This window comes from Nocardioides sp., from assembly GCF_050246775.1.
Taxonomy (GTDB): Bacteria; Actinomycetota; Actinomycetes; order Propionibacteriales; family Nocardioidaceae; genus Nocardioides.
The window spans coordinates 535,929-557,459 of the sequence record NZ_JBFWVK010000002.1; the positions used below are offsets into that span (position 1 = coordinate 535,929).

At 67.9% G+C, this 21,531-nt stretch carries 32 protein-coding genes; 6 read left to right on the plus strand and 26 right to left on the minus strand.

Features of this window, described 5'->3' with window-relative positions; all coding sequences use genetic code 11:
* Window positions 1-15: 15 nt before the first annotated feature.
* From AB7I40_RS12415 to rpsJ, 25 genes are all read right to left on the minus strand, one after another.
* Window positions 16-1,098 carry a DUF475 domain-containing protein gene (locus AB7I40_RS12415; protein ID WP_428344713.1) on the minus strand — a complete coding sequence of 361 codons (1,083 nt, stop codon included), beginning with the start codon at window positions 1,096-1,098 and terminating at the stop codon, window positions 16-18.
* Between the two features lie 43 nt (window positions 1,099-1,141).
* On the minus strand, window positions 1,142-1,966 hold the full coding sequence (gene map, locus AB7I40_RS12420; protein ID WP_428344714.1) for a type I methionyl aminopeptidase: 825 nt from the start codon (window positions 1,964-1,966) through the stop codon (window positions 1,142-1,144).
* A 3-nt stretch (window positions 1,967-1,969) separates the two neighbouring features.
* Complete coding sequence (locus tag AB7I40_RS12425) at window positions 1,970-2,545, minus strand: adenylate kinase (protein WP_428344715.1); 576 nt, start codon at window positions 2,543-2,545, stop codon at window positions 1,970-1,972.
* A complete protein-coding gene (gene secY / locus AB7I40_RS12430; RefSeq protein ID WP_428344716.1) occupies window positions 2,545-3,837 on the minus strand; it encodes a preprotein translocase subunit SecY in 1,293 nt (430 codons plus the stop codon). Before secY ends, AB7I40_RS12425 begins: the two co-directional genes overlap by 1 nt.
* A gap of 208 nt (window positions 3,838-4,045) precedes the next feature.
* A complete protein-coding gene (gene rplO, locus AB7I40_RS12435; RefSeq protein WP_428344717.1) occupies window positions 4,046-4,486 on the minus strand; it encodes a 50S ribosomal protein L15 in 441 nt (146 codons plus the stop codon).
* 1 nt (window position 4,487) lies between these two features.
* Window positions 4,488-4,667, minus strand: coding sequence for an uL30 family ribosomal protein (rpmD, locus tag AB7I40_RS12440; protein ID WP_428344718.1), 180 nt, complete (start codon window positions 4,665-4,667; stop codon window positions 4,488-4,490).
* A complete protein-coding gene (gene rpsE, locus AB7I40_RS12445; protein ID WP_428344719.1) occupies window positions 4,667-5,275 on the minus strand; it encodes a ribosomal protein S5 in 609 nt (202 codons plus the stop codon). The genes rpmD and rpsE overlap by 1 nt, the downstream gene beginning before the upstream one ends.
* A 42-nt stretch (window positions 5,276-5,317) precedes the next feature.
* Entirely contained in the window at window positions 5,318-5,701 is a 384-nt protein-coding gene (rplR, locus tag AB7I40_RS12450) for a 50S ribosomal protein L18 (RefSeq protein WP_428344720.1), read from the minus strand.
* Window position 5,702: 1 nt separating this feature from the next.
* A complete protein-coding gene (gene rplF / locus AB7I40_RS12455) occupies window positions 5,703-6,242 on the minus strand; it encodes a 50S ribosomal protein L6 (RefSeq protein WP_428344721.1) in 540 nt (179 codons plus the stop codon).
* 27 nt (window positions 6,243-6,269) lie between these two features.
* Entirely contained in the window at window positions 6,270-6,677 is a 408-nt protein-coding gene (gene rpsH / locus AB7I40_RS12460; protein ID WP_428344722.1) for a 30S ribosomal protein S8, read from the minus strand.
* A gap of 76 nt (window positions 6,678-6,753) precedes the next feature.
* A complete protein-coding gene (locus AB7I40_RS12465; protein WP_028636399.1) occupies window positions 6,754-6,939 on the minus strand; it encodes a type Z 30S ribosomal protein S14 in 186 nt (61 codons plus the stop codon).
* 1 nt (window position 6,940) lies between these two features.
* On the minus strand, window positions 6,941-7,513 hold the full coding sequence (rplE, locus tag AB7I40_RS12470) for a 50S ribosomal protein L5 (protein WP_428344723.1): 573 nt from the start codon (window positions 7,511-7,513) through the stop codon (window positions 6,941-6,943).
* Entirely contained in the window at window positions 7,513-7,872 is a 360-nt protein-coding gene (gene rplX, locus AB7I40_RS12475; protein WP_428344724.1) for a 50S ribosomal protein L24, read from the minus strand. Before rplX ends, rplE begins: the two co-directional genes overlap by 1 nt.
* On the minus strand, window positions 7,872-8,240 hold the full coding sequence (gene rplN, locus AB7I40_RS12480; RefSeq protein ID WP_428344725.1) for a large ribosomal subunit protein uL14: 369 nt from the start codon (window positions 8,238-8,240) through the stop codon (window positions 7,872-7,874). Before rplN ends, rplX begins: the two co-directional genes overlap by 1 nt.
* Before the next feature lie 100 nt (window positions 8,241-8,340).
* Complete coding sequence (gene rpsQ / locus AB7I40_RS12485) at window positions 8,341-8,616, minus strand: 30S ribosomal protein S17 (protein ID WP_428344726.1); 276 nt, start codon at window positions 8,614-8,616, stop codon at window positions 8,341-8,343.
* The gene (gene rpmC, locus AB7I40_RS12490; protein WP_428344727.1) at window positions 8,613-8,849 is read right to left on the minus strand and encodes a 50S ribosomal protein L29; all 237 of its coding nucleotides are present in this window, start codon (window positions 8,847-8,849) and stop codon (window positions 8,613-8,615) included. Before rpmC ends, rpsQ begins: the two co-directional genes overlap by 4 nt.
* Complete coding sequence (gene rplP / locus AB7I40_RS12495; protein WP_428344728.1) at window positions 8,849-9,268, minus strand: 50S ribosomal protein L16; 420 nt, start codon at window positions 9,266-9,268, stop codon at window positions 8,849-8,851. The genes rpmC and rplP overlap by 1 nt, the downstream gene beginning before the upstream one ends.
* A gap of 5 nt (window positions 9,269-9,273) precedes the next feature.
* On the minus strand, window positions 9,274-10,119 hold the full coding sequence (gene rpsC / locus AB7I40_RS12500; protein ID WP_428344729.1) for a 30S ribosomal protein S3: 846 nt from the start codon (window positions 10,117-10,119) through the stop codon (window positions 9,274-9,276).
* Entirely contained in the window at window positions 10,119-10,550 is a 432-nt protein-coding gene (rplV, locus tag AB7I40_RS12505; RefSeq protein WP_428344730.1) for a 50S ribosomal protein L22, read from the minus strand. The genes rpsC and rplV overlap by 1 nt, the downstream gene beginning before the upstream one ends.
* Window positions 10,547-10,828 carry a 30S ribosomal protein S19 gene (gene rpsS, locus AB7I40_RS12510; RefSeq protein ID WP_428344731.1) on the minus strand — a complete coding sequence of 94 codons (282 nt, stop codon included), beginning with the start codon at window positions 10,826-10,828 and terminating at the stop codon, window positions 10,547-10,549. The genes rplV and rpsS overlap by 4 nt, the downstream gene beginning before the upstream one ends.
* A gap of 15 nt (window positions 10,829-10,843) precedes the next feature.
* Window positions 10,844-11,683: a 50S ribosomal protein L2 gene (gene rplB, locus AB7I40_RS12515; protein WP_428344732.1), complete on the minus strand. Its 840-nt coding sequence runs from the start codon at window positions 11,681-11,683 to the stop codon at window positions 10,844-10,846.
* A gap of 32 nt (window positions 11,684-11,715) precedes the next feature.
* Window positions 11,716-12,021 carry a 50S ribosomal protein L23 gene (gene rplW / locus AB7I40_RS12520; RefSeq protein WP_428344733.1) on the minus strand — a complete coding sequence of 102 codons (306 nt, stop codon included), beginning with the start codon at window positions 12,019-12,021 and terminating at the stop codon, window positions 11,716-11,718.
* Window positions 12,018-13,016 (minus strand): 50S ribosomal protein L4, encoded by a 999-nt coding sequence (gene rplD / locus AB7I40_RS12525; protein ID WP_428344734.1) that lies wholly within the window; start codon window positions 13,014-13,016, stop codon window positions 12,018-12,020. Before rplD ends, rplW begins: the two co-directional genes overlap by 4 nt.
* Complete coding sequence (rplC, locus tag AB7I40_RS12530) at window positions 13,013-13,672, minus strand: 50S ribosomal protein L3 (protein WP_428344735.1); 660 nt, start codon at window positions 13,670-13,672, stop codon at window positions 13,013-13,015. The genes rplD and rplC overlap by 4 nt, the downstream gene beginning before the upstream one ends.
* Window positions 13,673-13,682: 10 nt before the next feature.
* On the minus strand, window positions 13,683-13,991 hold the full coding sequence (gene rpsJ, locus AB7I40_RS12535) for a 30S ribosomal protein S10 (RefSeq protein ID WP_008360994.1): 309 nt from the start codon (window positions 13,989-13,991) through the stop codon (window positions 13,683-13,685).
* 534 nt (window positions 13,992-14,525) lie between these two features.
* Here rpsJ and AB7I40_RS12540 point away from each other — a divergent pair.
* The 5 genes from AB7I40_RS12540 to AB7I40_RS12560 are packed head-to-tail and all read left to right on the plus strand — an operon-like array spanning window position 14,526 to window position 19,674.
* Window positions 14,526-15,629, plus strand: coding sequence for a glycerophosphoryl diester phosphodiesterase membrane domain-containing protein (locus AB7I40_RS12540; protein ID WP_428344736.1), 1,104 nt, complete (start codon window positions 14,526-14,528; stop codon window positions 15,627-15,629).
* Entirely contained in the window at window positions 15,626-16,246 is a 621-nt protein-coding gene (locus AB7I40_RS12545) for a DUF4129 domain-containing protein (protein WP_428344737.1), read from the plus strand. The genes AB7I40_RS12540 and AB7I40_RS12545 overlap by 4 nt, the downstream gene beginning before the upstream one ends.
* Window positions 16,243-17,364, plus strand: a complete 1,122-nt coding sequence (locus AB7I40_RS12550; protein ID WP_428344738.1) for a DUF4350 domain-containing protein — start codon at window positions 16,243-16,245, stop codon at window positions 17,362-17,364. Before AB7I40_RS12545 ends, AB7I40_RS12550 begins: the two co-directional genes overlap by 4 nt.
* Complete coding sequence (locus AB7I40_RS12555; RefSeq protein WP_428344739.1) at window positions 17,361-18,332, plus strand: AAA family ATPase; 972 nt, start codon at window positions 17,361-17,363, stop codon at window positions 18,330-18,332. Before AB7I40_RS12550 ends, AB7I40_RS12555 begins: the two co-directional genes overlap by 4 nt.
* Before the next feature lie 49 nt (window positions 18,333-18,381).
* Entirely contained in the window at window positions 18,382-19,674 is a 1,293-nt protein-coding gene (locus AB7I40_RS12560; RefSeq protein ID WP_428344740.1) for a DUF58 domain-containing protein, read from the plus strand.
* Window positions 19,675-19,676: 2 nt separating this feature from the next.
* On the opposite strand, the gene AB7I40_RS12565 is transcribed toward AB7I40_RS12560, so the two are convergent.
* Window positions 19,677-20,672 carry a stage II sporulation protein M gene (locus AB7I40_RS12565; protein WP_428344741.1) on the minus strand — a complete coding sequence of 332 codons (996 nt, stop codon included), beginning with the start codon at window positions 20,670-20,672 and terminating at the stop codon, window positions 19,677-19,679.
* Window positions 20,673-20,696: 24 nt separating this feature from the next.
* Here AB7I40_RS12565 and AB7I40_RS12570 point away from each other — a divergent pair, with 24 nt between their 5' ends.
* Window positions 20,697-21,524: an RDD family protein gene (locus AB7I40_RS12570; protein WP_428344742.1), complete on the plus strand. Its 828-nt coding sequence runs from the start codon at window positions 20,697-20,699 to the stop codon at window positions 21,522-21,524.
* Window positions 21,525-21,531: the final 7 nt, after the last annotated feature.

Genomic DNA, 21,531 nt, shown 5'->3' on the forward strand with positions numbered 1-21,531 from the left:
GACTGACGCGAGGGATCAGACGCTGACCTTCTGGACGTCCTCGGGATGCTTGCGGTTCTCCCGGATGCTCCAGTAGAACGACGCGGCGATGAAGGCCACCCCGATCAGGCCGGTGACCACTTCGGGGATCTCGAAGCGCATCGTCACGAACAGCAGCAGCGCCAGGGCACCGATGGCCCAGTGGGCTCCGTGCTCGAGGTAGCGGTACTCGGCCAGCGTGCCCTTGCGGACCAGGTAGACGGTCAGCGAGCGGACGTACATCGCTCCGACCCCCAGACCCAGCGCGATGATGATGGGGTCGGAGGTGATGGCGAACGCGCCGATCACGCCGTCGAAGGAGAAGCTGGCGTCCAGCACCTCGAGGTAGAGGAACATGAAGAAGGCGGCCTTGCCGGTGGCCAGTACAAGTTCACCGGTCGACCCGCTCGGCTCGTCGTCATCAGCCAACCCCGAGGTCTGCTCGAAGTAGCCGCCCAACCCGTTGACCACAAGATAGGTCAGCAGGCCGAGGATGCCGGCGGCCAGCACGCTGCCGAGGTCCTTGACGTCGAAGACGGCGGCGATGAGCAGCAACAGGCCGAGCGAGGTGATGACGGCCGCGCCCTCGAGCTGGCCGAGCGTCTTGATCCGCCGCTCGATCGGCTCCAGCCAGTGGCTCTCCTTCTCGTCGTCGAAGAAGTAGTCCAAGAAGATCATCATCAGGAACATGCCACCGAAGGCCGCGATCATCGGGTGCGCCTCGTGGAGGATGTGGGCATAGGTCTCCTGCCCCGCAGCCACGTCCTCACCCTGCATCGCCAGGTCCCAGGCCTTCGCGGGAGCCAGACCCGCGGTTGCCCAGACGACCACGAACGGGAACACCAGCCGCATGCCGAACACGGCGATCAGGATGCCCACGGTGAGGAAGATCTTCTGCCAGAACGCCGACATCTTGCCGAGCACCTTGGCGTTGACCACGGCGTTGTCGAAGGACAGCGACACCTCGAGCACGATCAGGATGGCGGCGATCGCGATGCCGTTGAGTCCGGCGTACCAGAAGGCGGCCGCGAGGCCCGCCACCGTGATGGCGAAGGACCAACCGAATGTCTTGAGAATCAAGTGCTTGCCTGTCGTTGAACCGTGTCGAAGTGGAACGCCAAACCTACCGGCCGCCAAAAGGTACGCCGAGTGCGGCGAGCTGCTCCTCGCCGCCGTCGAGCGCGGTGAGGACCCACGCCCCGTCGGGGGTGAGGGTAAATGTGTGTTCGTAGTGGGCTGCCCAGCTGGCGTCGTCGGTGACGATCGTCCAGTCGTCCTCCAGGACCTCGGTCTCCTTGGAACCCAGGGTCACCATCGGCTCGACCGCCAGCGCCAGCCCGCGCACCAGCTTGGGCCCGCGGCCCGGCTTGCCGTAGTTGGGCACGTTGGGCGGCTGGTGCATCTCGGTGCCGATGCCGTGACCGGTGAAGTCCTCGAGGATGCCGTAGTCACCCTGGCCGCGCACATAGGCCTCGATGGCGTGCGAGATGTCGCTGACCTTGCCGCCCAACCGGGCTGCGCCGATGCCGCGCCACATCGACTGCTCGGTGACCCGCATCAGCTCGGTGACCTCGTCGGGCACCTCACCCACGGCGACCGTGATGGCCGCGTCCCCGTGCCAGCCGTCGACGATGGCTCCGCAGTCGATGGAGATGATGTCGCCCTCGCACAGCGCACGGTCGCCGGGGACCCCATGGACGACCTCGTCGTTCACCGAGGCGCAGATCGTGCCCGGGAACGGCGGCTGACCGTAGCCCTTGAAGGACGGGGTGCCACCGGCCGAGCGGATGTTGTCCTCAGCGATCGCGTCGAGCTCACCGGTGCTGATGCCGGCGCGCACCGAGGACCTCAGCAGCTCCAGGGTCTGTCCGACCAGCAGGCCGGCGACCCGCATGCTGACGATCTGCTCAGGCGTCTTGTACTCGATGCCGCGCTCGCGAAACCCCACGGCTCAGCTTTCGTGGACGGTCGCCAGCGCCTCGAACAGCCGCTCGGTGACGTCATCGACCTCGCCCATGCCGTCGACCTCGAGGAGCAGCCCGCGCTCCCGGTAGACGTCGATGAGGGGGGCGGTCTGCTCGTTGTACAGCTCCTGGCGCCGCCGGATCACCTCTTCGGTGTCGTCAGCGCGGCCCTCGGACTGGGCGCGCTGCAACAGGCGCTGGACCAGTTCCTCGTCATCGACCGCGAGCACGAGGACGGTGTCGAGGGAGTGTCCGGTGAAGGCGATCATCCCGTCGAGCTCCTCGACCTGCTGAAGGGTCCGCGGGTAGCCGTCGAGCAGGAAGCCGGGGACGGCGTCCTCCTCGTCGATGCGATTGCGCACCATCAGGTTGGTGATCTCGTCGGGCACGTACTCACCGGCGTCCATGAAGCGCTTCGCCTCGACACCCAAGGGTGTGCCGGCGCTCACGTTGGCCCGGAAGATGTCCCCGGTCGAGATCGCCGGGATGCCGAAGTGTCCGGCGATGGTCTTGGCCTGGGTGCCCTTGCCGGCCCCGGGGGGACCCATGATGATCAGTCGCATCAGCGGAGGAACCCTTCGTAGTTGCGCTGCTGGAGTTGACTCTCGATCTGCTTCACGGTGTCGAGGGCGACGCCGACCATGATGAGGATCGAGGTGCCGCCGAACGGGAAGTTGGCGTTGGCGCCGATCGCCACGAAGGCGATGAGCGGGATCAGGGCGATCAGACCGAGATAGAGCGAACCTGGGAAGGTGATGCGCGAGAGCACGTAGGACAGATAGTCCTCGGTCGGCTTGCCGGCCCGGATGCCGGGGATGAAGCCGCCGTACTTCTTCATGTTGTCGGCAACCTCGGTCGGGTTGAACGTGATCGACACGTAGAAGTAGGTGAAGAAGATGATCAGCAGGAAGTACGTCGCCATGTAGATCGGGTGACCACTGGTGAGGTTCTTGCCGACCCACTGCAGGATCGGGTTGGTGGAGGTCTGGTTGAACTGGACCGCCATCGCCGGAAGGTAGAGCAGGGATGAGGCGAAGATGACCGGGATGATGCCGGCCTGGTTCACCTTGAGCGGGATGTAGGTCGAGGAGCCGCCGAACATCTTGCGCCCGACCATCCGCCGGGCGTACTGCACCGGGATCCGCCGTTGTGCCTGCTCGATGAAGATGACTGCCGCGATCACGGCCATGCCGATGACCATCACCGTGATGAACGTGCCCCAACCCTTGTCGAGCTTCACGCTCCACAGCGACTGCGGGAAGGTGGCGACCACCTGGGTGAAGATCAGGATCGACATGCCGTTGCCGATGCCGTGCTCGGTCACGAGCTCACCGAGCCACATGATGACGGCCGTCCCGGCCGTCATGGTGACGACCATGACCAGGAAGGTCGCGGTGCTGTCGCTGTAGAGCAGCTTCTCCGAGCAGCCGGCCAGCAGCTGACCCGAGCGGGCCAGCGCCACGATGCCGGTGGCTTGCAGGATCGCGAGGCCGAGCGTGAGGTAGCGGGTGTACTGCGTGATCTTGGTCTGCCCCGTCTGACCTTCCTGCTTCAGCGCTTCGAGTCGCGGGATGACCACGACGAGCAGCTGCAGGATGATGCTGGCGGTGATGTAGGGCATGATCCCGAGCGCGAAGATCGTCAGCTGCAGGAGCGCCCCACCTGAGAACAGGTTGATGAGGCTGTAGAGGCTGGAGTTGGCCTGGTCGGCCAGGCAGGACTGCACGTTGGCGACGTTGACGCCGGGTGCGGGGATCTGCGAACCGAGCCTGAAGAGCACGATGATCATCAGGACGAACAGCAGCTTGCGCCGCAGGTCCGGGGTCCGGAAGGCGTTGGCGAACGCGCTCAGCACGTGGTCCTCTTTCTCAGCTGGAGGCCCGGTCCGCCGCGACGGCTGCGGGGGCCAGAAACTCGGGGAAGCCTAACAGGCTGGTCCATGGTGACTTGTGGCGTTGCAGACCGGGTCACAGTCCGCCGTACCAACTCAGACGAGGGGCAACGGAGATGTCCGTGCCCCTCGCCTGAGTTGCTGCATGTCTATGGGTGAGCCCGAAGACCGCTCACAGCACCGTGACGGTGCCGCCTGCGGACTCGATCTTCTCCTTGGCCGAACCGGAGAACGCGTCAGCGCTCACCTGGACGGCAACGGTGATGTCGCCCTGGCCCAGCACCTTGACGGGCTGGCCCTTGCGAACCGCACCCTTGGCGACGAGGTCCTCGATCGCCACGGTGCCGCCCTCGGGGAACAGCTCGTTGATGCGGTCCAGGTTGACGACCTGGAACTCCACCTTGAAGGGGTTCTTGAACCCCTTCAGCTTGGGGAGCCGCATGTGGATCGGCATCTGGCCACCCTCGAAGGCAGCCGGAACCTGGTAGCGGGCCTTGCTGCCCTTGGTGCCTCGACCGGACGTCTTCCCCTTGGAACCCTCACCACGACCCACGCGGGTCTTGGCGGTCTTCGCGCCGGGAGCCGGACGCAGGTGGTGCAACTTCAGCGTCATGTCAGTCAACCTCCTCGACCGTCACGAGGTGACGGACGGTGTGGACCATGCCCCGGATCTCCGGACGGTCCTCCTTGATGACCACGTCACCGATCCGCTTGAGACCGAGGCTACGCACGGTCTCACGCTGGTTCGCCTTGCAGCCGATGGTGCTCTTCTTCTGCTCGACCTTGAGACGCATCAGCCAGCCACCTCCGCGCGAGCGCGCAGCAGGGCGGCCGGGGCCACCTGCTCCACGGTCAGGCCACGGCGAGCCGCAACTGCTTCCGGCTCCTCGAGCATCTGGAGGGCGGCGACAGTGGCGTGCACGATGTTGATCTGGTTCGACGAGCCCAGCGACTTGCTGAGAATGTCGTGGATGCCGGCGCACTCGAGTACGGCGCGCACCGGGCCACCGGCGATCACACCGGTACCAGGAGCGGCCGGGCGGAGCATGACGACGCCAGCCGCCTTCTCGCCCTGAACCGGGTGCGGGATGGTGCCCTGGACGCGGGGGACCTTGAAGAAGGCCTTCTTCGCTTCCTCGACACCCTTGGCGATGGCCGCGGGAACTTCCTTGGCCTTGCCGTAGCCGACGCCGACGAGACCTTCGCCGTCGCCCACGATCACCAGGGCGGTGAAGCTGAAGCGACGACCACCCTTGACGACCTTGGCGACACGGTTGATCGCAACGACACGCTCGATGTACGCGGTCTTGTCAGCGCCCTGTCCACGACGGTCATCGCGGCCTCCACGGCCGCCCGACTGGCGCTCACCACCGGCGCGCTGTCCGCGCTGGGGTCCGCTCATGAGACTCTCCTCATTTCTGTTTCTCTGCCTGTCCGTTGCAAATCAGAACGTCAGGCCGCCCTCGCGGGCGCCATCAGCAAGGGCCGCGATCCGGCCGTGGTACTTGTTGCCGGCGCGGTCGAAGACCACGCCCTCGACGCCAGCTGCCTTGGCACGCTCGGCGACGAGCTCGCCGACCTTCTTCGCCTTGGCAGTCTTGTCGCCTTCGTAGGTGCGCAGGTCCGTCTCCATGCTCGAGGCAGACGCGAGCGTCTTGCCGACCAGGTCGTCGACGACCTGCACCGAGATGTGCTTGCTCGAGCGGGTCACGACCAGACGCGGGCGCTCGGTGGTCCCGGACAGCTTCTTGCGACCACGCATCTGACGACGCAGACGCGACGCAGTGCGAGCAGCAGTGTGCTTGCGGTTCTTCAGCGAGATGGCCATGTCACTTACCAGCCTTTCCGACCTTGCGGCGGATGTGCTCGCCGGCGTAACGAACGCCCTTGCCCTTGTAGGGCTCGGGCTTGCGCAGCTTGCGGATGTTGGCGGCGGTTTCGCCGACCAGCTGCTTGTCGATGCCCTGGACACCCAGGCGGGTCGGACCGTCGACGGTGAACGTGATGCCCTCAGGGGCCTTGAACGTGATCGAGTGCGAGTAGCCGAGCTGGAACTCCAGCTCAGTGGGGCCCTTGGACAGGACGCGGTAACCCACGCCCACGATCTCGAGCTTCTTCTCGTAACCGGTGGTCACACCCACGACCATGTTGTCGACCAGGGTGCGGGTCAGGCCGTGGAGCGACTTGCTGATGCGGTGGTCGTCAGGACGCTTGACCTCGAGCACACCGTCGGACTTCTCGACAGTGATCGGGGCTGCAACCGCGTGCGACAGGGTGCCCTTGGGACCCTTGACGGTCACCAGGCTTCCGTCGATCGCGACGTCGACTCCGGACGGGACCGCGATGGGGAGCTTGCCAATGCGCGACATGCTTCTTGTCTCCTTCTGGTCTCGTCGTTACCAGACGTAGGCGAGGACTTCCCCACCCACGCCCTTCTTGTTGGCCTGACGGTCGGTCAGCAGGCCCTGGCTGGTCGAGATGATGGCGACACCGAGTCCGCCGAGCACCTTGGGCAGGCCGGTGCTCTTCGCGTAGACGCGCAGCCCCGGCTTGCTGATCCGGCGAACACCCGCAATGGAGCGCTCGCGGTTGCGGCCGTACTTCAGGGTGATGTGGAGGGTCTTGCCCACCTCGCCCTCGGTCGGCTCTGACACGTCGTACGACGTGATGTAGCCCTCCTGCTGGAGGATCTCTGCGACGCCGGCCTTCAGCTTGCTGAAAGGCATCGACACCGCATCGTGGTACGCCTGGTTGGCGTTTCGCAGACGCGTGAGCATGTCTGCGATCGGGTCAGTCATCGTCATGGCCGTTGCGGCCCTTTCTCCACCGTGGTTTCGTTCCCGCATCTCGGGAGCGACCTTCAGCGATCGTTGTTGGTGATTACCAGGAGGACTTGGTGACGCCGGGCAGTTCGCCGCGGTGAGCCATCTCGCGCAGGCAGATCCGGCACAGGCCGAACTTGCGGTAGACGGCCTTGGGCCGGCCGCAGCGCTGGCAGCGGGTGTAGCCGCGGACCGCGAACTTCGGCTTGCGGGCCGCCTTCACCCTCAGAGCAGTCTTCGCCATGTCAGTTCTCCTTGAACGGGAAGCCGAGCTGCTTGAGCAGCGCGCGACCCTCGGCGTCGTTGGTGGCCGTGGTCACGATGGTGATGTCCATCCCTCGCGACCGGTCGATCTTGTCCTGGTCGATCTCGTGGAACATGACCTGCTCGGTGAGACCGAAGGTGTAGTTGCCCTTGCCGTCGAACTGCTTGCCGTTCAGGCCGCGGAAGTCGCGGATGCGGGGCAGAGCCAGCGACAGCAGGCGGTCGAGGAACTCCCACATCCGGTCGCCGCGCAGCGTGACGTGCGCACCGATCGGCATGCCCTCACGCAGCTTGAACTGGGCGATGGACTTGCGGGCCTTGGTGACCTGGGGCTTCTGGCCGGTGATCGCGGTGAGGTCCTTGACGGCACCCTCGATCAGCTTGGAGTCGCGAGCTGCCTCGCCGACACCCATGTTGACCACGATCTTGGTGAGACCGGGGACCATCATGACGTTGGCGAAGTCGAACTCGGTGCGCAGCGCGGGGACGATCTCCTCGCGGTAACGCGCCTTGAGGCGCGGCATCTCGCGCGCTTCGTTGGTGGTCTCGGTCATCAGATTTCCTTGCCGGTCTTGCGGGAGATGCGGACGCTGCGGGTCGAGGTGTACTCCGAGCCGTCGGGGCGACGCTTGGTGACCTCGTCACGGCGGAAGCCGATCCGGGTCACGCCCTTGCCCTCCACCAGCATCACGTTGGACACGTGGATGGGGGCCTCGGCGGTGATGATGCCCCCGGTGTTGCCGGCACGGCCACCCTGGTTCACGACCTTGGTGTGCTTCTTGACGCGGTTGACGCCCTCGACGATCACGCGGTCCTCGTCACGAAGAACGGCGATGACCTTGCCCTCGGCGCCCTTGTCCTTGCCCGCGATCACCTTGACGGTGTCGCCCTTCTTGATGTTGATCGTTCCCATCACAGCACCTCCGGAGCCAGCGAGATGATCTTCATGAACTTCTTCTCGCGCAACTCGCGGCCCACGGGGCCGAAGATGCGGGTGCCTCGCGGCTCGCCGTCGTTCTTGAGAATGACGGCGGCGTTCTCGTCGAAGCGGATGTAGGAGCCGTCGGCACGACGGCGTTCCTTCACGGTTCGCACGACGACGGCCTTGACGACATCACCCTTCTTGACGTTGGCACCGGGGATCGCGTCCTTCACGGTGGCAACGATGACGTCGCCGATACCGGCGTAGCGCCGACCCGAGCCACCGAGAACACGGATGCAAAGGATTTCCTTCGCACCGGTGTTGTCGGCGACCTTGAGTCGCGACTCCTGCTGGATCATCGGTTTATCTCCTTGTCGAGCTGGTTCTCGGCCCCTCGCCTGGGGGACGAGCCTTGCCGAACACTCTGTCGGTTTCGGGCTTGCGCCCGGGGGTGTGGAATTACTTGGCCTTCTCGAGGATCTGCACGACGCGCCAGCGCTTGGTGGCCGACAGCGGACGGGTCTCCATGATCAGGACCCGGTCCCCGATGCCACACTCGTTGGCCTCGTCGTGTGCCTTCAGCTTGCTGGTGCGGCGCAGCACCTTGCCGTAGAGCGCGTGCTTGACGCGGTCCTCGACGGACACGACCACGGTCTTGTCCATCTTGTCGCTCACGACCAGGCCCTCGCGGACCTTGCGTGCCGAGCGCTGCTCGGTGGTGTTCTCGGTGCTCATGCGGCGCCATCCTTGTTGTCAGAACCCGGGGTGCTGCGGATGCCGAGCTCGCGCTCACGCACCACGGTGTAGATCCGGGCGATGTCCTTCTTGACCAGGCGCAGCCGGCCGTGGCTCTCCAGCTGGCCGGTGGCCGCCTGGAAGCGGAGGTTGAAGAGCTCCTCCTTGGCCTCACGCAGCTTGGACTCGAGGTCGACGTTCGTCATCTCGTCCATTTCGTGTGCAGCGCTCATCAGAATTCACCTGCTTCGCGGGAGATGAACCGGCACTTCATCGGGAGCTTGTGCATCGCGCGGCGCATGGCCTCACGAGCGGTCTCCTCGTCGACTCCGGAAAGTTCGAACAGAACACGGCCGGGCTTCACGTTGGCGATCCACCACTCCGGGGAACCCTTGCCCGAACCCATGCGGGTCTCGGCAGGCTTCTTGGTGAGCGGGCGGTCGGGGTAGATGTTGATCCACACCTTTCCACCTCGCTTGATGTGGCGGGTCATCGCGATACGAGCCGACTCGATCTGTCGGTTCGTGACGTAGTGACCCTCGACCGCCTGGATGCCGAACTCACCGAAGGCGAGACGGGTGCCACCCTTGGCCGCACCGGTCCGCTTGGGGTGGTGCTGCTTGCGGTGCTTGACACGACGGGGCATCAACATGGGTGTCAGCCCTCCTTACCGGCTTCGACGGCGACCGCGGCCTCGACCGGAGCAGCGCTCTCGGTCGCGGGCGCAGCAGCCTCGGCGGGGGCGTCGGTGCGAGCCGGACGGTCCGTGCGCGTGCCACGGCTGGGACGCTCGGCGCCCCGCTCGTTGCCGCGCGCCGGACGGCCACGACCGGGCGCACCGGCCCGGGCAGCAGCCTGGGCCTCGCGCTCGGCGCGGGTGCCCGCCACCTCGCCCTTGTAGATCCAGACCTTCACGCCGATGCGGCCGAAGGTCGTCTTGGCCTCGTAGAAGCCGTAGTCGATGTCCGCGCGCAGGGTGTGCAGGGGCACACGGCCTTCGCGGTAGAACTCGGTGCGCGACATCTCGGCGCCGTTGAGCCGCCCGGAGCACTGGATCCGGATCCCCTTGGCGCCGGAGCGCATGGAGGTCTGGATGGCCTTGCGCATGGCGCGGCGGAACTGGACACGACCCGAGAGCTGCTCGGCAACACCCTGGGCGACGAGCTGGGCGTCGACCTCGGGGTTCTTGACCTCGAGGATGTTCAGCTGCACCTGCTTGCCGGTGAGCTTCTCGAGCTCGCCGCGGATGCGGTCGGCCTCGGCGCCACGGCGACCGATCACGATGCCCGGGCGGGCGGTGTGGATGTCGACGCGGACGCGGTCACGGGTGCGCTCGATCTCGACCTTGGAGATGCCGGCCCGCTCCATGCCCTTGGACAGGAGCTTGCGGATCGCCACGTCTTCACCGACGTAGGCCTTGTAGAGCTTGTCGGCGTACCAGCGGCTCTTGTGGTCGGTCGAGATTCCGAGGCGGAAGCCGTTCGGATTGATCTTCTGCCCCATCAGGCAGACCGTCCCTTCTTCGTTGCTCCGGCGGTGGAGTCGGCCGGCTGCACGACCAGCGTGATGTGGCTGGTGCGCTTGTTGATGCGGGTCGCTCGTCCCTGGGCACGCGGACGCCAGCGCTTCATGGTCGGACCCTCGTCCACCAACGCCTTGCTGACGACCAGGTTGCTCGCGTCGAGGTCCTCGGTGGACTCGGCGTTCGCAACGGCACTCTCGAGGACCTTGTAGACGGTCTCCGAGGCTGCCTGCGGCGCGAACTGCAGCAGAGCCAGGGCATCCCCGACGGGCAGGCCACGGACCATGTCGACGACACGGCGGGCCTTCATCGGGGTGATCCGCACGAAGCGGGCGCTCGCGAAGGAGCCCGGCTGGTCGCCGAGCAGCGACTCGCGGCGGGCGCTGACCCGCCTACGCTCGGTAACACTCATCGACGTCGTCCCTTCCGGTCTTCCTTCACGTGCCCGCGGTAGGTGCGGGTGGGGGCAAATTCACCGAGCTTGTGGCCGACCATCGAGTCGGTCACGAAGACGGGAACGTGCTTGCGGCCGTCATGCACGGCGATCGTGTGGCCGATCATGGCCGGGATGATCATCGAGCGGCGCGACCACGTCTTGATGACGTTGTGCGAACCCTTGTCGTTCTCGGCGTCCACCTTCTTGATCAGGTGGTCGTCCACGAAGGGACCCTTCTTCAGGCTACGAGGCATCTCTCAGGTCCCTTCTCAACGCTTCTTGTTCTTGCCGGACTTGCGGCGACGGATGATCTGGGAGTCGCTGGCCTTGCGCTTGCGCGTGCGGCCCTCGGCCTTGCCCCAGGGCGACACGGGGTGACGACCACCCGAGGTCTTGCCCTCGCCACCACCGTGCGGGTGGTCGACCGGGTTCATGACGACACCGCGGACGGTCGGGCGCTTGCCCTTCCAGCGCATGCGGCCGGCCTTGCCCCAGTTGATGTTCGACTGCTCGGCGTTGCCGACCTCGCCGACCGTGGCACGGCAACGGACGTCGACGAACCGCATCTCACCCGAGGGGAGACGGAGCGTCGCGCGGCTGCCCTCACGGGCGACCAGCTGGGCCGACATGCCGGCGGAACGAGCGATCTTGGCACCGCCACCGGGCCGGAGCTCGATGCAGTGGATCGTCGTACCGACCGGGATGTTGCGCAGCGGCAGGTTGTTGCCGGGCTTGATGTCGGCGTTGGGCCCCGCCTCCACCACGATCCCCTGGACCAGGTCCTTGGGAGCGATGATGTAGCGCTTCTCGCCGTCCACGTAGTGCAGCAGCGCGATGCGAGCGGTGCGGTTGGGGTCGTACTCGATGTGAGCGACCTTGGCCGGCACGCCGTCCTTGTCGTAGCGACGGAAGTCGATGATGCGGTAGGCGCGCTTGTGACCGCCACCCTGGTGCCGGGTGGTGATCCGGCCCTGGTTGTTGCGGCCGCCCTTCTTGGGCAGCGGACGCGTCAGCGACTTCTCCGGAGTCGTCCGGGTCACCTCGACGAAGTCGGCGACCGACGAGCCGCGACGGCCCGGGGTTGTCGGCTTGTACTTGCGGATTGCCATGAGTTCTCAGTCCTTGATGTCAGGTGACCCGGTCAGGAGACCGGACCCCCGAAGATGTCGATGCGGTCGCCGGCAGCAAGGCTGACGATCGCGCGCTTGGTGTTGGCGCGCTTGCCCATCCCATAACGGGTGCGGCGCGTCTTGCCCTGACGGTTCAGCGTGTTCACCGAGGTGACCTTGACGCCGAAGATCTTCTCGACCGCGATCTTGATCTCGGTCTTGTTGGCGTCCGGGGCCACCAGGAAGGTGTACTTGTTCGCGTCGAGGAGGCCATAGCTCTTCTCGGACACGACCGGCGCGATCAGGATGTCGCGGTGGTCCTTGTGCAGCGTGCTCACTTGTCGTCCTCCTCGGCGTGGGTCGCCTCGATGGAAGCCTTGGAGCCCGCCTCGACGAAGCCGGCGGCCTCGGCGTCAGCAGCAGTCCGGAACCAGACCTCGGCCACGGTCGCGTCGTACCAGCGACCACCGGGGGCGTGGAACTTCATCGAGTCCTTGTTGCCCTTGATCTCGTAACCCTCGGGGGCGTCGCCGCTCTCGAGAGGCCGAGCCGCACCGTCGAAGTCCTCGTCCGCGACCGCGGCGAAGGCCGCGATCTCGGCCTTGGGGGCCTTCTCGGCCTTGGGCGCCTTTTCGGCCTTGGGCGCCTTGGCGGGCTTCTCAGCCTTGGGCGCCTTCTTCTCGGTGTCGACCACTGCGGCGGCCTCGGACTCGGTGGCGACCGCGGTGAACGACTTGCCCTTGGGCGAACCGGCCACGAAGGCGTCGAACGAACCCTGGGTGAAGACCACGTCGTCACAGAGCAGGACGTCGTAGGTGTTGACCTGGTCGACGGCCACGATGTGCACGTTGGGCGCGTTGCGCAGCGACAGCCACGTCACGGTGTCGGTGCGCTCGAGGACGACCAGGAAGCGGAGGCGGTCGGACACGGCGGCGAGCGACACGAGAGCGGCCTTGGTCGACGGCTTCTCGACCGAGACCAGCGAGTCGACCACGTGGACGCGTCCGTTGCGGGCCCGGTCGGAGAGCGCGCCGCGGAGCGCGGCGGCCTTCATCTTCTTGGGCGTGCGCTGGTCGTAGTCACGCGGCTTGGGCCCGTGGACGACGCCACCGCCGGTGAACTGCGGTGCGCGGGTCGAGCCCTGGCGGGCGCGACCGGTGCCCTTCTGCTTGTGCGGCTTGCGGCCACCGCCGCGAACCTCGCCACGGCGCTTGGTGCTGGCCGTGCCCTGACGGGCGGCAGCCTGCTGGGCCACGACGACCTGGTGGATCAGCGGGACGTTGACCTGGACGTCGAAGATCTCGGCGGGCAGATCGACCTTGAGCGTGCTCACAGGGCGCTCTCCTTCTTCGCAGCCGAGCGCAGGATCACGAGCCCGCCCTTGGGGCCGGGAACGGCACCCTTGAGCAGGATCAGACCCTTGTCGGCGTCGACGGCGTGGACCGTGATGTTCTGGGTGGTGACCGTGTCGCTACCCATGCGGCCAGCCATCCGGGTGCCGCGGAAGACGCGACCCGGGGTGGCACAGGCTCCGATGGAACCGGGCTTGCGGTGGTTCTTGTGGGCACCGTGCGAGGACGAGACACCGTGGAATCCATGGCGCTTCATGACACCGGCGAAGCCCTTGCCCTTGCTGGTGCCGGTGACGTCGATCTCATCTCCGGCGGCGAACAGCTCGGGGCTGAGCTCCTGGCCGATGGTGTAGGACGACGCGTCCGCGGTGCGGATCTCGACCACGTGACGACGCGGCGTCACACCGGCCTTGTCGAAGTGACCGGTCTGCGGCTTGTTCACCTTGCGGCCCTCGATCTCGCCGTACCCGACCTGGATGGCGTTGTAGCCGTCGGTCTCGGGTCCGCGGACCTGGGTGATCACGTTGGTGCCCGCGGCGATCACGGTCAGGGGGACGATGCGGTTGTTCTCGTCCCATGCCTGGGTCATGCCGAGCTTGGTGCCCAGCAGGCCCTTCACGTTGCGTTCGAAAGTCATGTCGTTGACCTCAGAGCTTGATCTCGATGTCGACACCGGCAGGCAGGTCGAGACGCATCAGCGAGTCAACTGTCTTCGGGGTCGGATCGATGATGTCGATGAGTCGCTTGTGGGTGCGCATCTCGAAGTGCTCGCGGCTGTCCTTGTACTTGTGCGGCGAGCGGATGACGCAGTAGACGTTCTTCTCGGTCGGCAACGGCACAGGGCCAGCGACCTTCGCACCCGTGCGGGTGACCGTGTCCACGATCTTGCGAGCCGAGGTGTCGATCACCTCGTGGTCATAGGCCTTGAGCCTGATGCGGATCTTCTGTCCCGCCATAGGTCTCTCTCGTCCTTTACTGATGCACCTCGGAAGGTGCCGCGTGCTTCTCTGTCTCGACCGGGCTCCGGGTGAAGCCTTGCCGCCGTTCCTCCATCACCCTGTCCGACCCACGCGGTCGGGCGTGTCGCGCTGGTTGAGCGCAACACAAGACCGGGATCTCGCAATGTGTTGGTGACGCCCGACGGGTTCGTCGAGCTGATCGGGTCTCCAGGTCGGTGCGGGGCATGCCAACAGCCAAATCCGCTTCACACAGGAGACGCGATTCAGTAGTCAAGATTTTCCGCACCCCGGCAACCCGCCGGAGCAACCGGACTATCTTGACAGAGATGTGGCTGCCACGCCAAATCGCCTCCCAGAGGTGCCCGCTCGCGCCTCAGGTTCACCATGGGATGCAGGCCAAACTGCTCTTCCCTTGCTGAGTTCACCACGGGAAGAGGAGGTTGGCCTGCATACCTTGATGAACCACCCGACGGCGCCGACGGACACCTGACAGGATGGTGGCAACCAGCGGTTCGGAACAAGGGGACGTCGATGTCGGGCTTCGAAGGCTTTCCACCCCCGGGGGGCGGCTATCCCGCTCCGGGGAGTCAGCCGACCCCGGCCGGGCAGCCGCCGCCACCTCCTGGACCGCCTGACCCACGCGCTGCGCACCCGGCGTACTCCCCCGGGCTCCCGACCTACGTCGGCGCGGCGCACAAGCCCGGCGCGATCCCGCTGCGCCCCCTCGGGCTCGGCGACCTCTACGACGCGGCCTTCAAGATCATCCGGTTCAACCCTCGCGCGACAGTGGGCTCAGCGGTCATCGTCAGCTCGGTCGCCATGCTCATCCCGGTGCTGGTCACGGGCATCCTGTCGCTGACCGTCGGGCTCTCCCTGCAAGCGCTCGACGAGGGCGACCAGGCCGGCACGGCCGAGATCGCCGGCCTGATCGGGGCGTACGGCGCCCTCGTGGTCGCCCTCCTCCTGCAGTGGGTCGGCATGGTCATGGTCACCGGGATGAACGCCCACGTCGCAGCGGGGGCCGCCCTCGGCCGGCAGCTCGGGCTCGGCGAGGCCTGGGCCGCGACCCGTGGCAAACGCTGGCGCCTGGTGGGGATGATGGTGGCCATCCTGCTCGCGACCCTGCTCTACCTGGCCGTCCTGGTCGGCATCGTCATCGTGCTCGTCGCCGCGCTGGGCACCGCGGCTGCCGTGGTCACCTCGATCGCCGTGGTGCTGGTCGGACTGGCCGGTCTGGTCTTCCTGTGGACCCGGCTGGCCTACCTCGCCGTGCCTCCCCTGATGCTCGAGCCGGTCGGTGTCTTCGCCGCGCTCGGCCGCTCGTGGGCGCTCACCAGTCGCCAGTTCTGGCGCACCCTGGGCATCGGTGTGCTCACCTCCGTCGGTGCGGGCATCGTGGGCGGCATCATCTCGGCGCCTCTGTCGATCGCGGCCCAGGTGGTCGTGCTCGTCGACCCGGGCGGAACCGGCCTGTTCTGGTACGTCGTGTGCCTGGCGCTCGGCCAGGTGCTGAGCTCGGCCCTGTCCTCGCCCTTCATCACCACCGTCAGCTCGTTGCAGTACCTCGACCAGAGGATCCGCAAGGAGGCCTACGACGTGGAGCTGATGACCCGGGCCGGGATCATCGCCCCGTGACGTTGCTGGCGCTGCTGCTGGACCCGCCCCTGGACCCGAGCCCCGATGATGCCCGCTCGTCGCTGCGCAGGGAGTTGCTCAAGCCGGAGTACAACGACCAGAACCTGGTGCAACGCCTCCTCGCCGCGATCGAGCGGCTGCTCAACCGTGCCGTGGAGGCTGCTTCCGGGGCGCCGCCCGTGCAGACGTTGGTCGCGATGGTGGCCCTCGTGGCCGTGTTCGCGGCGCTCGCCTGGCTCATATCGCGAGCCAGCACCGGCTCACGGACCCGCCCGGCGTCGGACGGCGCGCTGCTGACCGAGGAGCACGTCAGCGCTGCCACCTTGCGACAGCGGGCCGAGGCGGCCCTCACCCAGGGGCTGCACGGCCCGGCATTGGTCGACGGGTTCCGCGCACTGGCGCTGCACCAGATCGAGCGGGGCCGGATCGACGACGCCCCGGGCGCGACGGCACACGAGGTCGCCAGGGCGCTCGCCTCGACCTACCCGGTTCAGGCCGACCGGGTGGCGCTCAGTGCGAACCGCTTCGACTCCGTGCTGTACGGCGACCGGCCCGCGACCGCCGAGCAGGTGCACGACGTGCTCTCCCTGGATGACGAGCTGCAGGTCGCGCGATGACCTCGTTCCTGCGTCAGCGCAGCTCGCTGCTCATCCTCGGCGGACTGGTTCTTGCCGTCCTGCTGAGCGCCTGGCTGTCGGCTGGGGACCAACGCTCAGGCGCACTCGATCCGCAGAACAACGGCCCCGACGGTGCCCAGGCACTCGCCCAGGTGCTGGGCGATCAAGGCGTGGAGGTCGACGTCGTCCGCGACGCCGACGCCCTCGACGACGCCGACACGACGGGTGCCACGGTGCTGGTCACCTCGACGCAGGACCTGGGCCGGAGCACCGCACGGCGCCTGGTCTCGGCGACATCGGCAGCGAACCTCATCGTCGTCGATCCGGCCGCGGACCTGGTCGACCTGCTGGGTCGCCAGGACGCCGAGCCGACCCCCTACCTCCCCGACGGGCCACTGGCGGCCCAGTGCGCCGACACGCGGCTGACAGGTTTGGAACTCGAGGTCGACCTGGCCACCTCCTACGCGCCCGTGGACGCCGGCTGCTTCGCGGCCACCGACGGCGGGGTGGTCTTCGCCCCGCAGGAGGACCGGCTCGCCTTCTTCGGCGCAGGTGGTGCACTGAGCAACGACCAGATCACCCGGGCCGACAACGCTGCCGTGGCGCTGCGTCTGCTGGGCAGTACCGACCGGCTCGTCTGGTACGTCCCCGACCTTGCCGACCTCCAGGCAGGCGACGAGGTGGGGGTGGGCAGCCTGCTGCCCCGGTGGCTGACCCCGGCCCTGTGGCTGACCGGACTGACCATCCTGGCACTGGCCCTGTGGCGCGGGCGCCGGCTCGGGGCGCTGGTGCGCGAGCCCCTGCCGGTCGTGGTCAAGGCCATCGAGACCACCGAGAGCCGCGCCCGGCTCTACCGCAAGGCACGCGACCGCCGGCATGCCGCGGCCGCCCTGCGCTCGGCCGCGCAGCGTCGAGCCGCGACCCGCCTGGGGCTGGCCCGGGGCACCGACGAGGCCCAGGTCATCTCCGAGATCGCCCGCCACACCGGCCACGCCGAGGCCGACATCGCCCGCGTGCTCTCCCAGTTGGCGCAGGCGCCGACGACCGACACCGAACTGAACACCCTGGCCCGACAGCTGGCCAGCCTGGACGAGCGCTTGAGAGAGGCACCACGATGACCGAGATGGATCTGGACAAGCACGACCCGCGTGAGCGGCTGGTCGCCGTACGCACGGAGGTGGCGAAGGCCGTCGTCGGCCAGGACGCGGCCGTATCCGGGCTCCTGGTGGCACTGCTGTGTGGCGGTCACGTGCTCATGGAGGGTGTGCCCGGGGTGGCCAAGACCCTGCTGGTGCGCAGTCTGGCAGCGGCCTTGTCGGTGGAGAACCGCCGTGTGCAGTTCACTCCTGACCTCATGCCCGGCGACATCACCGGCTCCATGGTCATCGACAGCCGGGCCGGCGAGCTCAGCTTCCGCGAGGGACCGGTGTTCACCAACCTGTTGCTGGCCGACGAGATCAACCGGACCCCGCCCAAGACGCAGTCGGCGCTGCTCGAGGCGATGGAGGAGGGACAGGTGTCGGTGGACGGGGTGTCGCGAGCGCTGCCCCGGCCGTTCCTGGTCGCAGCCACCCAGAACCCGGTGGAGTACGAGGGCACCTACCCCCTGCCGGAGGCGCAGCTGGACCGGTTCCTGCTCAAGGTGGTGCTGCCGGTCCCGCCGCGTGAGGCCGAGGTGGAGATCCTTCGCCGCCACGCCGACGGCTTCGACCCGCGCGACGTCACCGCCGCCGGCGTACGCCCCGTGGCCGGCCCCGCCGACATCCTCGCCGGGCAGGAGGCAGTACGCCGGGTCGCGGTCACCCCCGAGGTCACCGGCTACATCGTCGACATCGCCCGGGCGACCCGCGAGTCACCATCCCTCGAGCTCGGGGTCAGCCCGCGCGGTGCCACCGCACTGCTCCGGGCCGCCCGCGCGTGGGCCTGGCTCAACGGCCGGGACTTCGTCACTCCCGACGACGTCAAGGCCCTGGCCCAGGCGACCCTCGTGCACCGGCTCGGACTGCGCCCTGAGGCCGAGCTCGAGGGTGTCGACGTGGCCCAGGTCCTGTCCGCGGCCCTCGGTTCGGTGGCGGTGCCGCGATGACCCGAGCAAGGCAGGCTGTGCGGCGCTCGATCCAGGAGCCCCGCACCTGATGGCGCTCACGGGTCGGTTCGTGCTGCTGCTGGCGCTGGGGATCGTCCCCGTGCTGCTGCGCCCCGACCTGGACACGGTCTGGCTGTGGTTGCTGGTGGTCTGCGTCCTGGGACTCCTCGACTGGGCCCTGGCCCCCCGGATCTCCGGCCTGTCGTTCGAGCGGGCCGCGGTGGGCCAGGTCCGACAGGGCCACCCGACGAGCACCACCCTGGCCGTCGCCAACACCGGCCGACGCCGGATCCGGGGCCGCTTGCGCGACGCCTGGCAACCCACCGCCGGGGCGAGCGACAACCGGCACCGGATCCTGCTGGCGTCCGGGGAGAGGTCGCTGCTGGTGACGCCGCTGCGCCCGGTCCGCCGCGGTGACCTGCAGGCGGTTGGCGTGACCGTGCGCCTGAACGGACCCCTCGGGCTGGTGTCGCGCCAGCAGACCCAGCGGGTCGCCGGCTCGGTGCGCTGCCTGCCGCCCTTCGAGTCGCGCAAGCACCTGCCCTCGCGACTGGCCAGACTGCGCGAGCTCGACGGCCGCGCGGCCATCCGGATCCGCGGTCAGGGCACCGAGTTCGACTCCCTGCGCGAATACGTGCGCGGTGACGACGTGCGCTCCATCGACTGGCGCGCCAGCGCGCGCAACCGCAACGTCGTCGTGCGCACCTGGCAGCCCGAACGCGACCGCCGGGTGGTCCTGGTGCTCGACACCTCCCGGACCTCAGCCGGTCGGGTGCAGGAGGTCCCCCGGCTCGATGCCGCGATGGATGCCGCCCTGTTGCTGGCTGCCCTGGCGGCGCGTGCCGGAGACCGCGTCGACTTCGTGGCCGGCGACCGCCGCATCCGCTCGAGGCTCCGGTTGGCGGCACAGTCCGGGGTGGCCGTCGCCCTCCAGGACGCCATGTCGGACCTGCAGCCGATCATCGCCGAGGCCGACTGGTCCTCGTTGGCCGGCGCCGTCCAGGGCCTGGGGCGCCAGCGGGCGCTCGTCGTACTCCTCACTCCGCTGGAGCCGGCCGCCATCGAGGCGGGGCTGTTGCCAGTGCTGCCGACCCTGACCCGACACCACCGGGTGGTGCTCGCCTCGGTCCGGGACCCGGCACTGGAGGAGATGGCCTCGGGTCGCGACAGCGCTGGCGACGCGTACGCCGCCGCTGCGGCCGAGCAGGCCCTGGAGAGTCGGGCCCGGACCTCGGACCTGCTCCGGGCGCTGGGCGTGGACGTGTTGGACCGCGATGCGGAGAACCTGCCCCCGGCCCTGGCCGACCACTACCTGATGCTCAAGGCGCGCGGACTGCTCTGAGCTCAGGCAGCGGTGGCGACGGTGTCCTCGAGCAGTGCGGCGTCGAGGTCCCCGGTGTATCCGCGGTGGTAGGCCGACCTGCCCAGCGTGAAGACGTAGGCGAAGAACAGCAGCTCGGCCAGGACCCCGATGCCGACGCGCGCCCAGGTCGGCAGGTCCGAGGGCGTGACGAATCCCTCGATGACGCCGCTGACCAGCAACACCATGACCAGCCCGAGCGCAACCGTGACCGCCGTGCGGCCCTCGTGGGCCAAGGACTGCGAGCGGGTGCGGTGTCCGGGCTCGATCCAGGACCAGAACAGCCTCAGACCCACCCCGGCCGCAACGAAGACGGCCGTCAGCTCGAGCAGCCCGTGCGGCAGGATCAGGCCCCAGAACTGCTCGCCGTGACCGGCCCGGGTCATCACCGAGCCGATCACCGCGAGGTTCGAGATGTTGCCCCAGAGCAGGTAGACGACCGGCGCGCCGAGCACCCCGAGCGCCAGGCAGAGGGCAGCCACCCAGGCGTTGTTGACCCACACCTGGAGGGCGAACGAGGACGCCACCGACTGGTGGTAGTAGCCCTCGAAGTCGGCGTTGACCAGCTGGTCGACCTGCTCAGGGGTCAGGAGCGACTGCTCGACCAGCGGATGCTCGACCAACCACCACATCATGATCGCGACGAGCGCGACGTTGACGGCCATGGTGGACAGCCACCAGTACCGCAGCCGGTAGAGGGCGGCCGGGAACCGGTCGGTCACGAAGAGCAGCACCGAGCGCCACGTGGTGACGCGAGTGCCGATGGAGCGCAACCTGGCCTTGTGCAGGATCGAGGACAGGTAGCCGACCAGCACCGCATCGGGCGCGGAGGTCCGGACCACCGAGAGATGGGTCGCGACACGCTGGTAGCGGTCTACGAGCTCGTCGCTCTCCGGTCCGGACAGCCGGCGCTGGGAGATGAGCTGCTCCAGACGCTGCCACTCGCCCAGGTGGGCGTTGACATAGGCATCCAGATCCACGCGCCTCACTCTATGCTGGCCGCGATGACCCAGCAGCCATTCGGCACCGGTCCCGAATACGCGACGCTCACCGCCGACGACCTCGTCACCGGGGAGGCGGTCGCGCTCGACCTGCCGCCGGCCGGGCTGGCGATCCGGGTGGTGTCAGGGTTCCTCGACGTGCTGGTCACCGTCGTCCTGCTCTTCGTGGCGCTGTTCGTGCTGACCGTCGCCACCATCACCACCGACGAGGCCCTGCTCTGGGTGGCCTACATCGGCTCGCTGGTCATCGTCTTCCTGGTGGTGCCGACCACGCTCGAGACACTGACCCGGGGCCGGTCGCTGGGCCACCTGGCCACCGGGTTGCGCACCGTGCGCGACGACGGCGGCCCGATCACCGCCCAGCACGCCCTGACCCGCGCCCTGATCGGCGTGGTCGAGATCTATGCCTTCACCGGGATCCCGGCGGTGCTCTCCTCGATGCTCAGCCACAAGGGGAAACGGCTCGGCGACTACGCCGCGGGCACCTACGTGGTCCGCGACCGGGTCCGGCTCGTGCTGCCCCCGCCGGTGTGGATGCCCCGGCAGCTCGCCGCGTGGGCGAGCGCGGCCGACATCTCCTCGCTGCCGGTGGGCCTCGCGCTCGGCGTACGCCAGTACCTGGGGCGCGCGGACCAGATCACCCCTCAGTCGCGTGCCGTGATCGGTGCGCAGCTGGCCGCGCAGGTCGGTGAGTACGTCGCTCCCCCGCCACCGCCGGGCACGTCGCACGAGGACTTCCTGGCAGCCGTGGTCGCCTCCCGACGCGAGCGTGACAGCGCCCGGCTACATCGTGAGGAAGCGTTGCGCCGGCGACTCACCGCCCGCCGCTGACGGGGTC

Bases quoted from the DNA above. Each gene is read 5' to 3' on its own strand.
- rpsQ (WP_428344726.1), bottom strand. From the start codon at position 8,616: ATGAGCACCGAGAACACCACCGAGCAGCGCTCGGCACGCAAGGTCCGC.
- rpsJ (WP_008360994.1), bottom strand. From the start codon at position 13,991: ATGGCGGGACAGAAGATCCGCATCAGGCTCAAGGCCTATGACCACGAG.
- rplR (WP_428344720.1), bottom strand. From the start codon at position 5,701: ATGGCCATCTCGCTGAAGAACCGCAAGCACACTGCTGCTCGCACTGCG.
- rplE (WP_428344723.1), bottom strand. From the start codon at position 7,513: ATGACCGAGACCACCAACGAAGCGCGCGAGATGCCGCGCCTCAAGGCG.
- AB7I40_RS12560 (WP_428344740.1), top strand. From the start codon at position 18,382: ATGGCGCTCACGGGTCGGTTCGTGCTGCTGCTGGCGCTGGGGATCGTC.
- rplN (WP_428344725.1), bottom strand. From the start codon at position 8,240: ATGATCCAGCAGGAGTCGCGACTCAAGGTCGCCGACAACACCGGTGCG.
- AB7I40_RS12555 (WP_428344739.1), top strand. From the start codon at position 17,361: ATGACCGAGATGGATCTGGACAAGCACGACCCGCGTGAGCGGCTGGTC.
- rpmC (WP_428344727.1), bottom strand. From the start codon at position 8,849: ATGAGCGCTGCACACGAAATGGACGAGATGACGAACGTCGACCTCGAG.
- rpsS (WP_428344731.1), bottom strand. From the start codon at position 10,828: ATGCCTCGTAGCCTGAAGAAGGGTCCCTTCGTGGACGACCACCTGATC.
- rpsC (WP_428344729.1), bottom strand. From the start codon at position 10,119: ATGGGGCAGAAGATCAATCCGAACGGCTTCCGCCTCGGAATCTCGACC.
- rplP (WP_428344728.1), bottom strand. From the start codon at position 9,268: ATGTTGATGCCCCGTCGTGTCAAGCACCGCAAGCAGCACCACCCCAAG.
- rplB (WP_428344732.1), bottom strand. From the start codon at position 11,683: ATGGCAATCCGCAAGTACAAGCCGACAACCCCGGGCCGTCGCGGCTCG.
- AB7I40_RS12465 (WP_028636399.1), bottom strand. From the start codon at position 6,939: ATGGCGAAGACTGCTCTGAGGGTGAAGGCGGCCCGCAAGCCGAAGTTC.
- rplX (WP_428344724.1), bottom strand. From the start codon at position 7,872: ATGGGAACGATCAACATCAAGAAGGGCGACACCGTCAAGGTGATCGCG.
- AB7I40_RS12570 (WP_428344742.1), top strand. From the start codon at position 20,697: ATGACCCAGCAGCCATTCGGCACCGGTCCCGAATACGCGACGCTCACC.
- rpmD (WP_428344718.1), bottom strand. From the start codon at position 4,667: ATGCGTCTCAAGGTCGAGCAGAAGAAGAGCACCATCGGCTGCAAGGCG.
- rpsH (WP_428344722.1), bottom strand. From the start codon at position 6,677: ATGACGATGACTGACCCGATCGCAGACATGCTCACGCGTCTGCGAAAC.
- rplC (WP_428344735.1), bottom strand. From the start codon at position 13,672: ATGACTTTCGAACGCAACGTGAAGGGCCTGCTGGGCACCAAGCTCGGC.
- rplV (WP_428344730.1), bottom strand. From the start codon at position 10,550: ATGAGTGTTACCGAGCGTAGGCGGGTCAGCGCCCGCCGCGAGTCGCTG.
- rplO (WP_428344717.1), bottom strand. From the start codon at position 4,486: ATGACGCTGAAGTTGCACCACCTGCGTCCGGCTCCCGGCGCGAAGACC.
- rpsE (WP_428344719.1), bottom strand. From the start codon at position 5,275: ATGAGCGGACCCCAGCGCGGACAGCGCGCCGGTGGTGAGCGCCAGTCG.
- AB7I40_RS12540 (WP_428344736.1), top strand. From the start codon at position 14,526: ATGTCGGGCTTCGAAGGCTTTCCACCCCCGGGGGGCGGCTATCCCGCT.
- rplF (WP_428344721.1), bottom strand. From the start codon at position 6,242: ATGTCGCGCATTGGCAAGCTCCCCATCGCGGTCCCGTCCGGAGTCGAC.
- AB7I40_RS12425 (WP_428344715.1), bottom strand. From the start codon at position 2,545: ATGCGACTGATCATCATGGGTCCCCCCGGGGCCGGCAAGGGCACCCAG.
- AB7I40_RS12550 (WP_428344738.1), top strand. From the start codon at position 16,243: ATGACCTCGTTCCTGCGTCAGCGCAGCTCGCTGCTCATCCTCGGCGGA.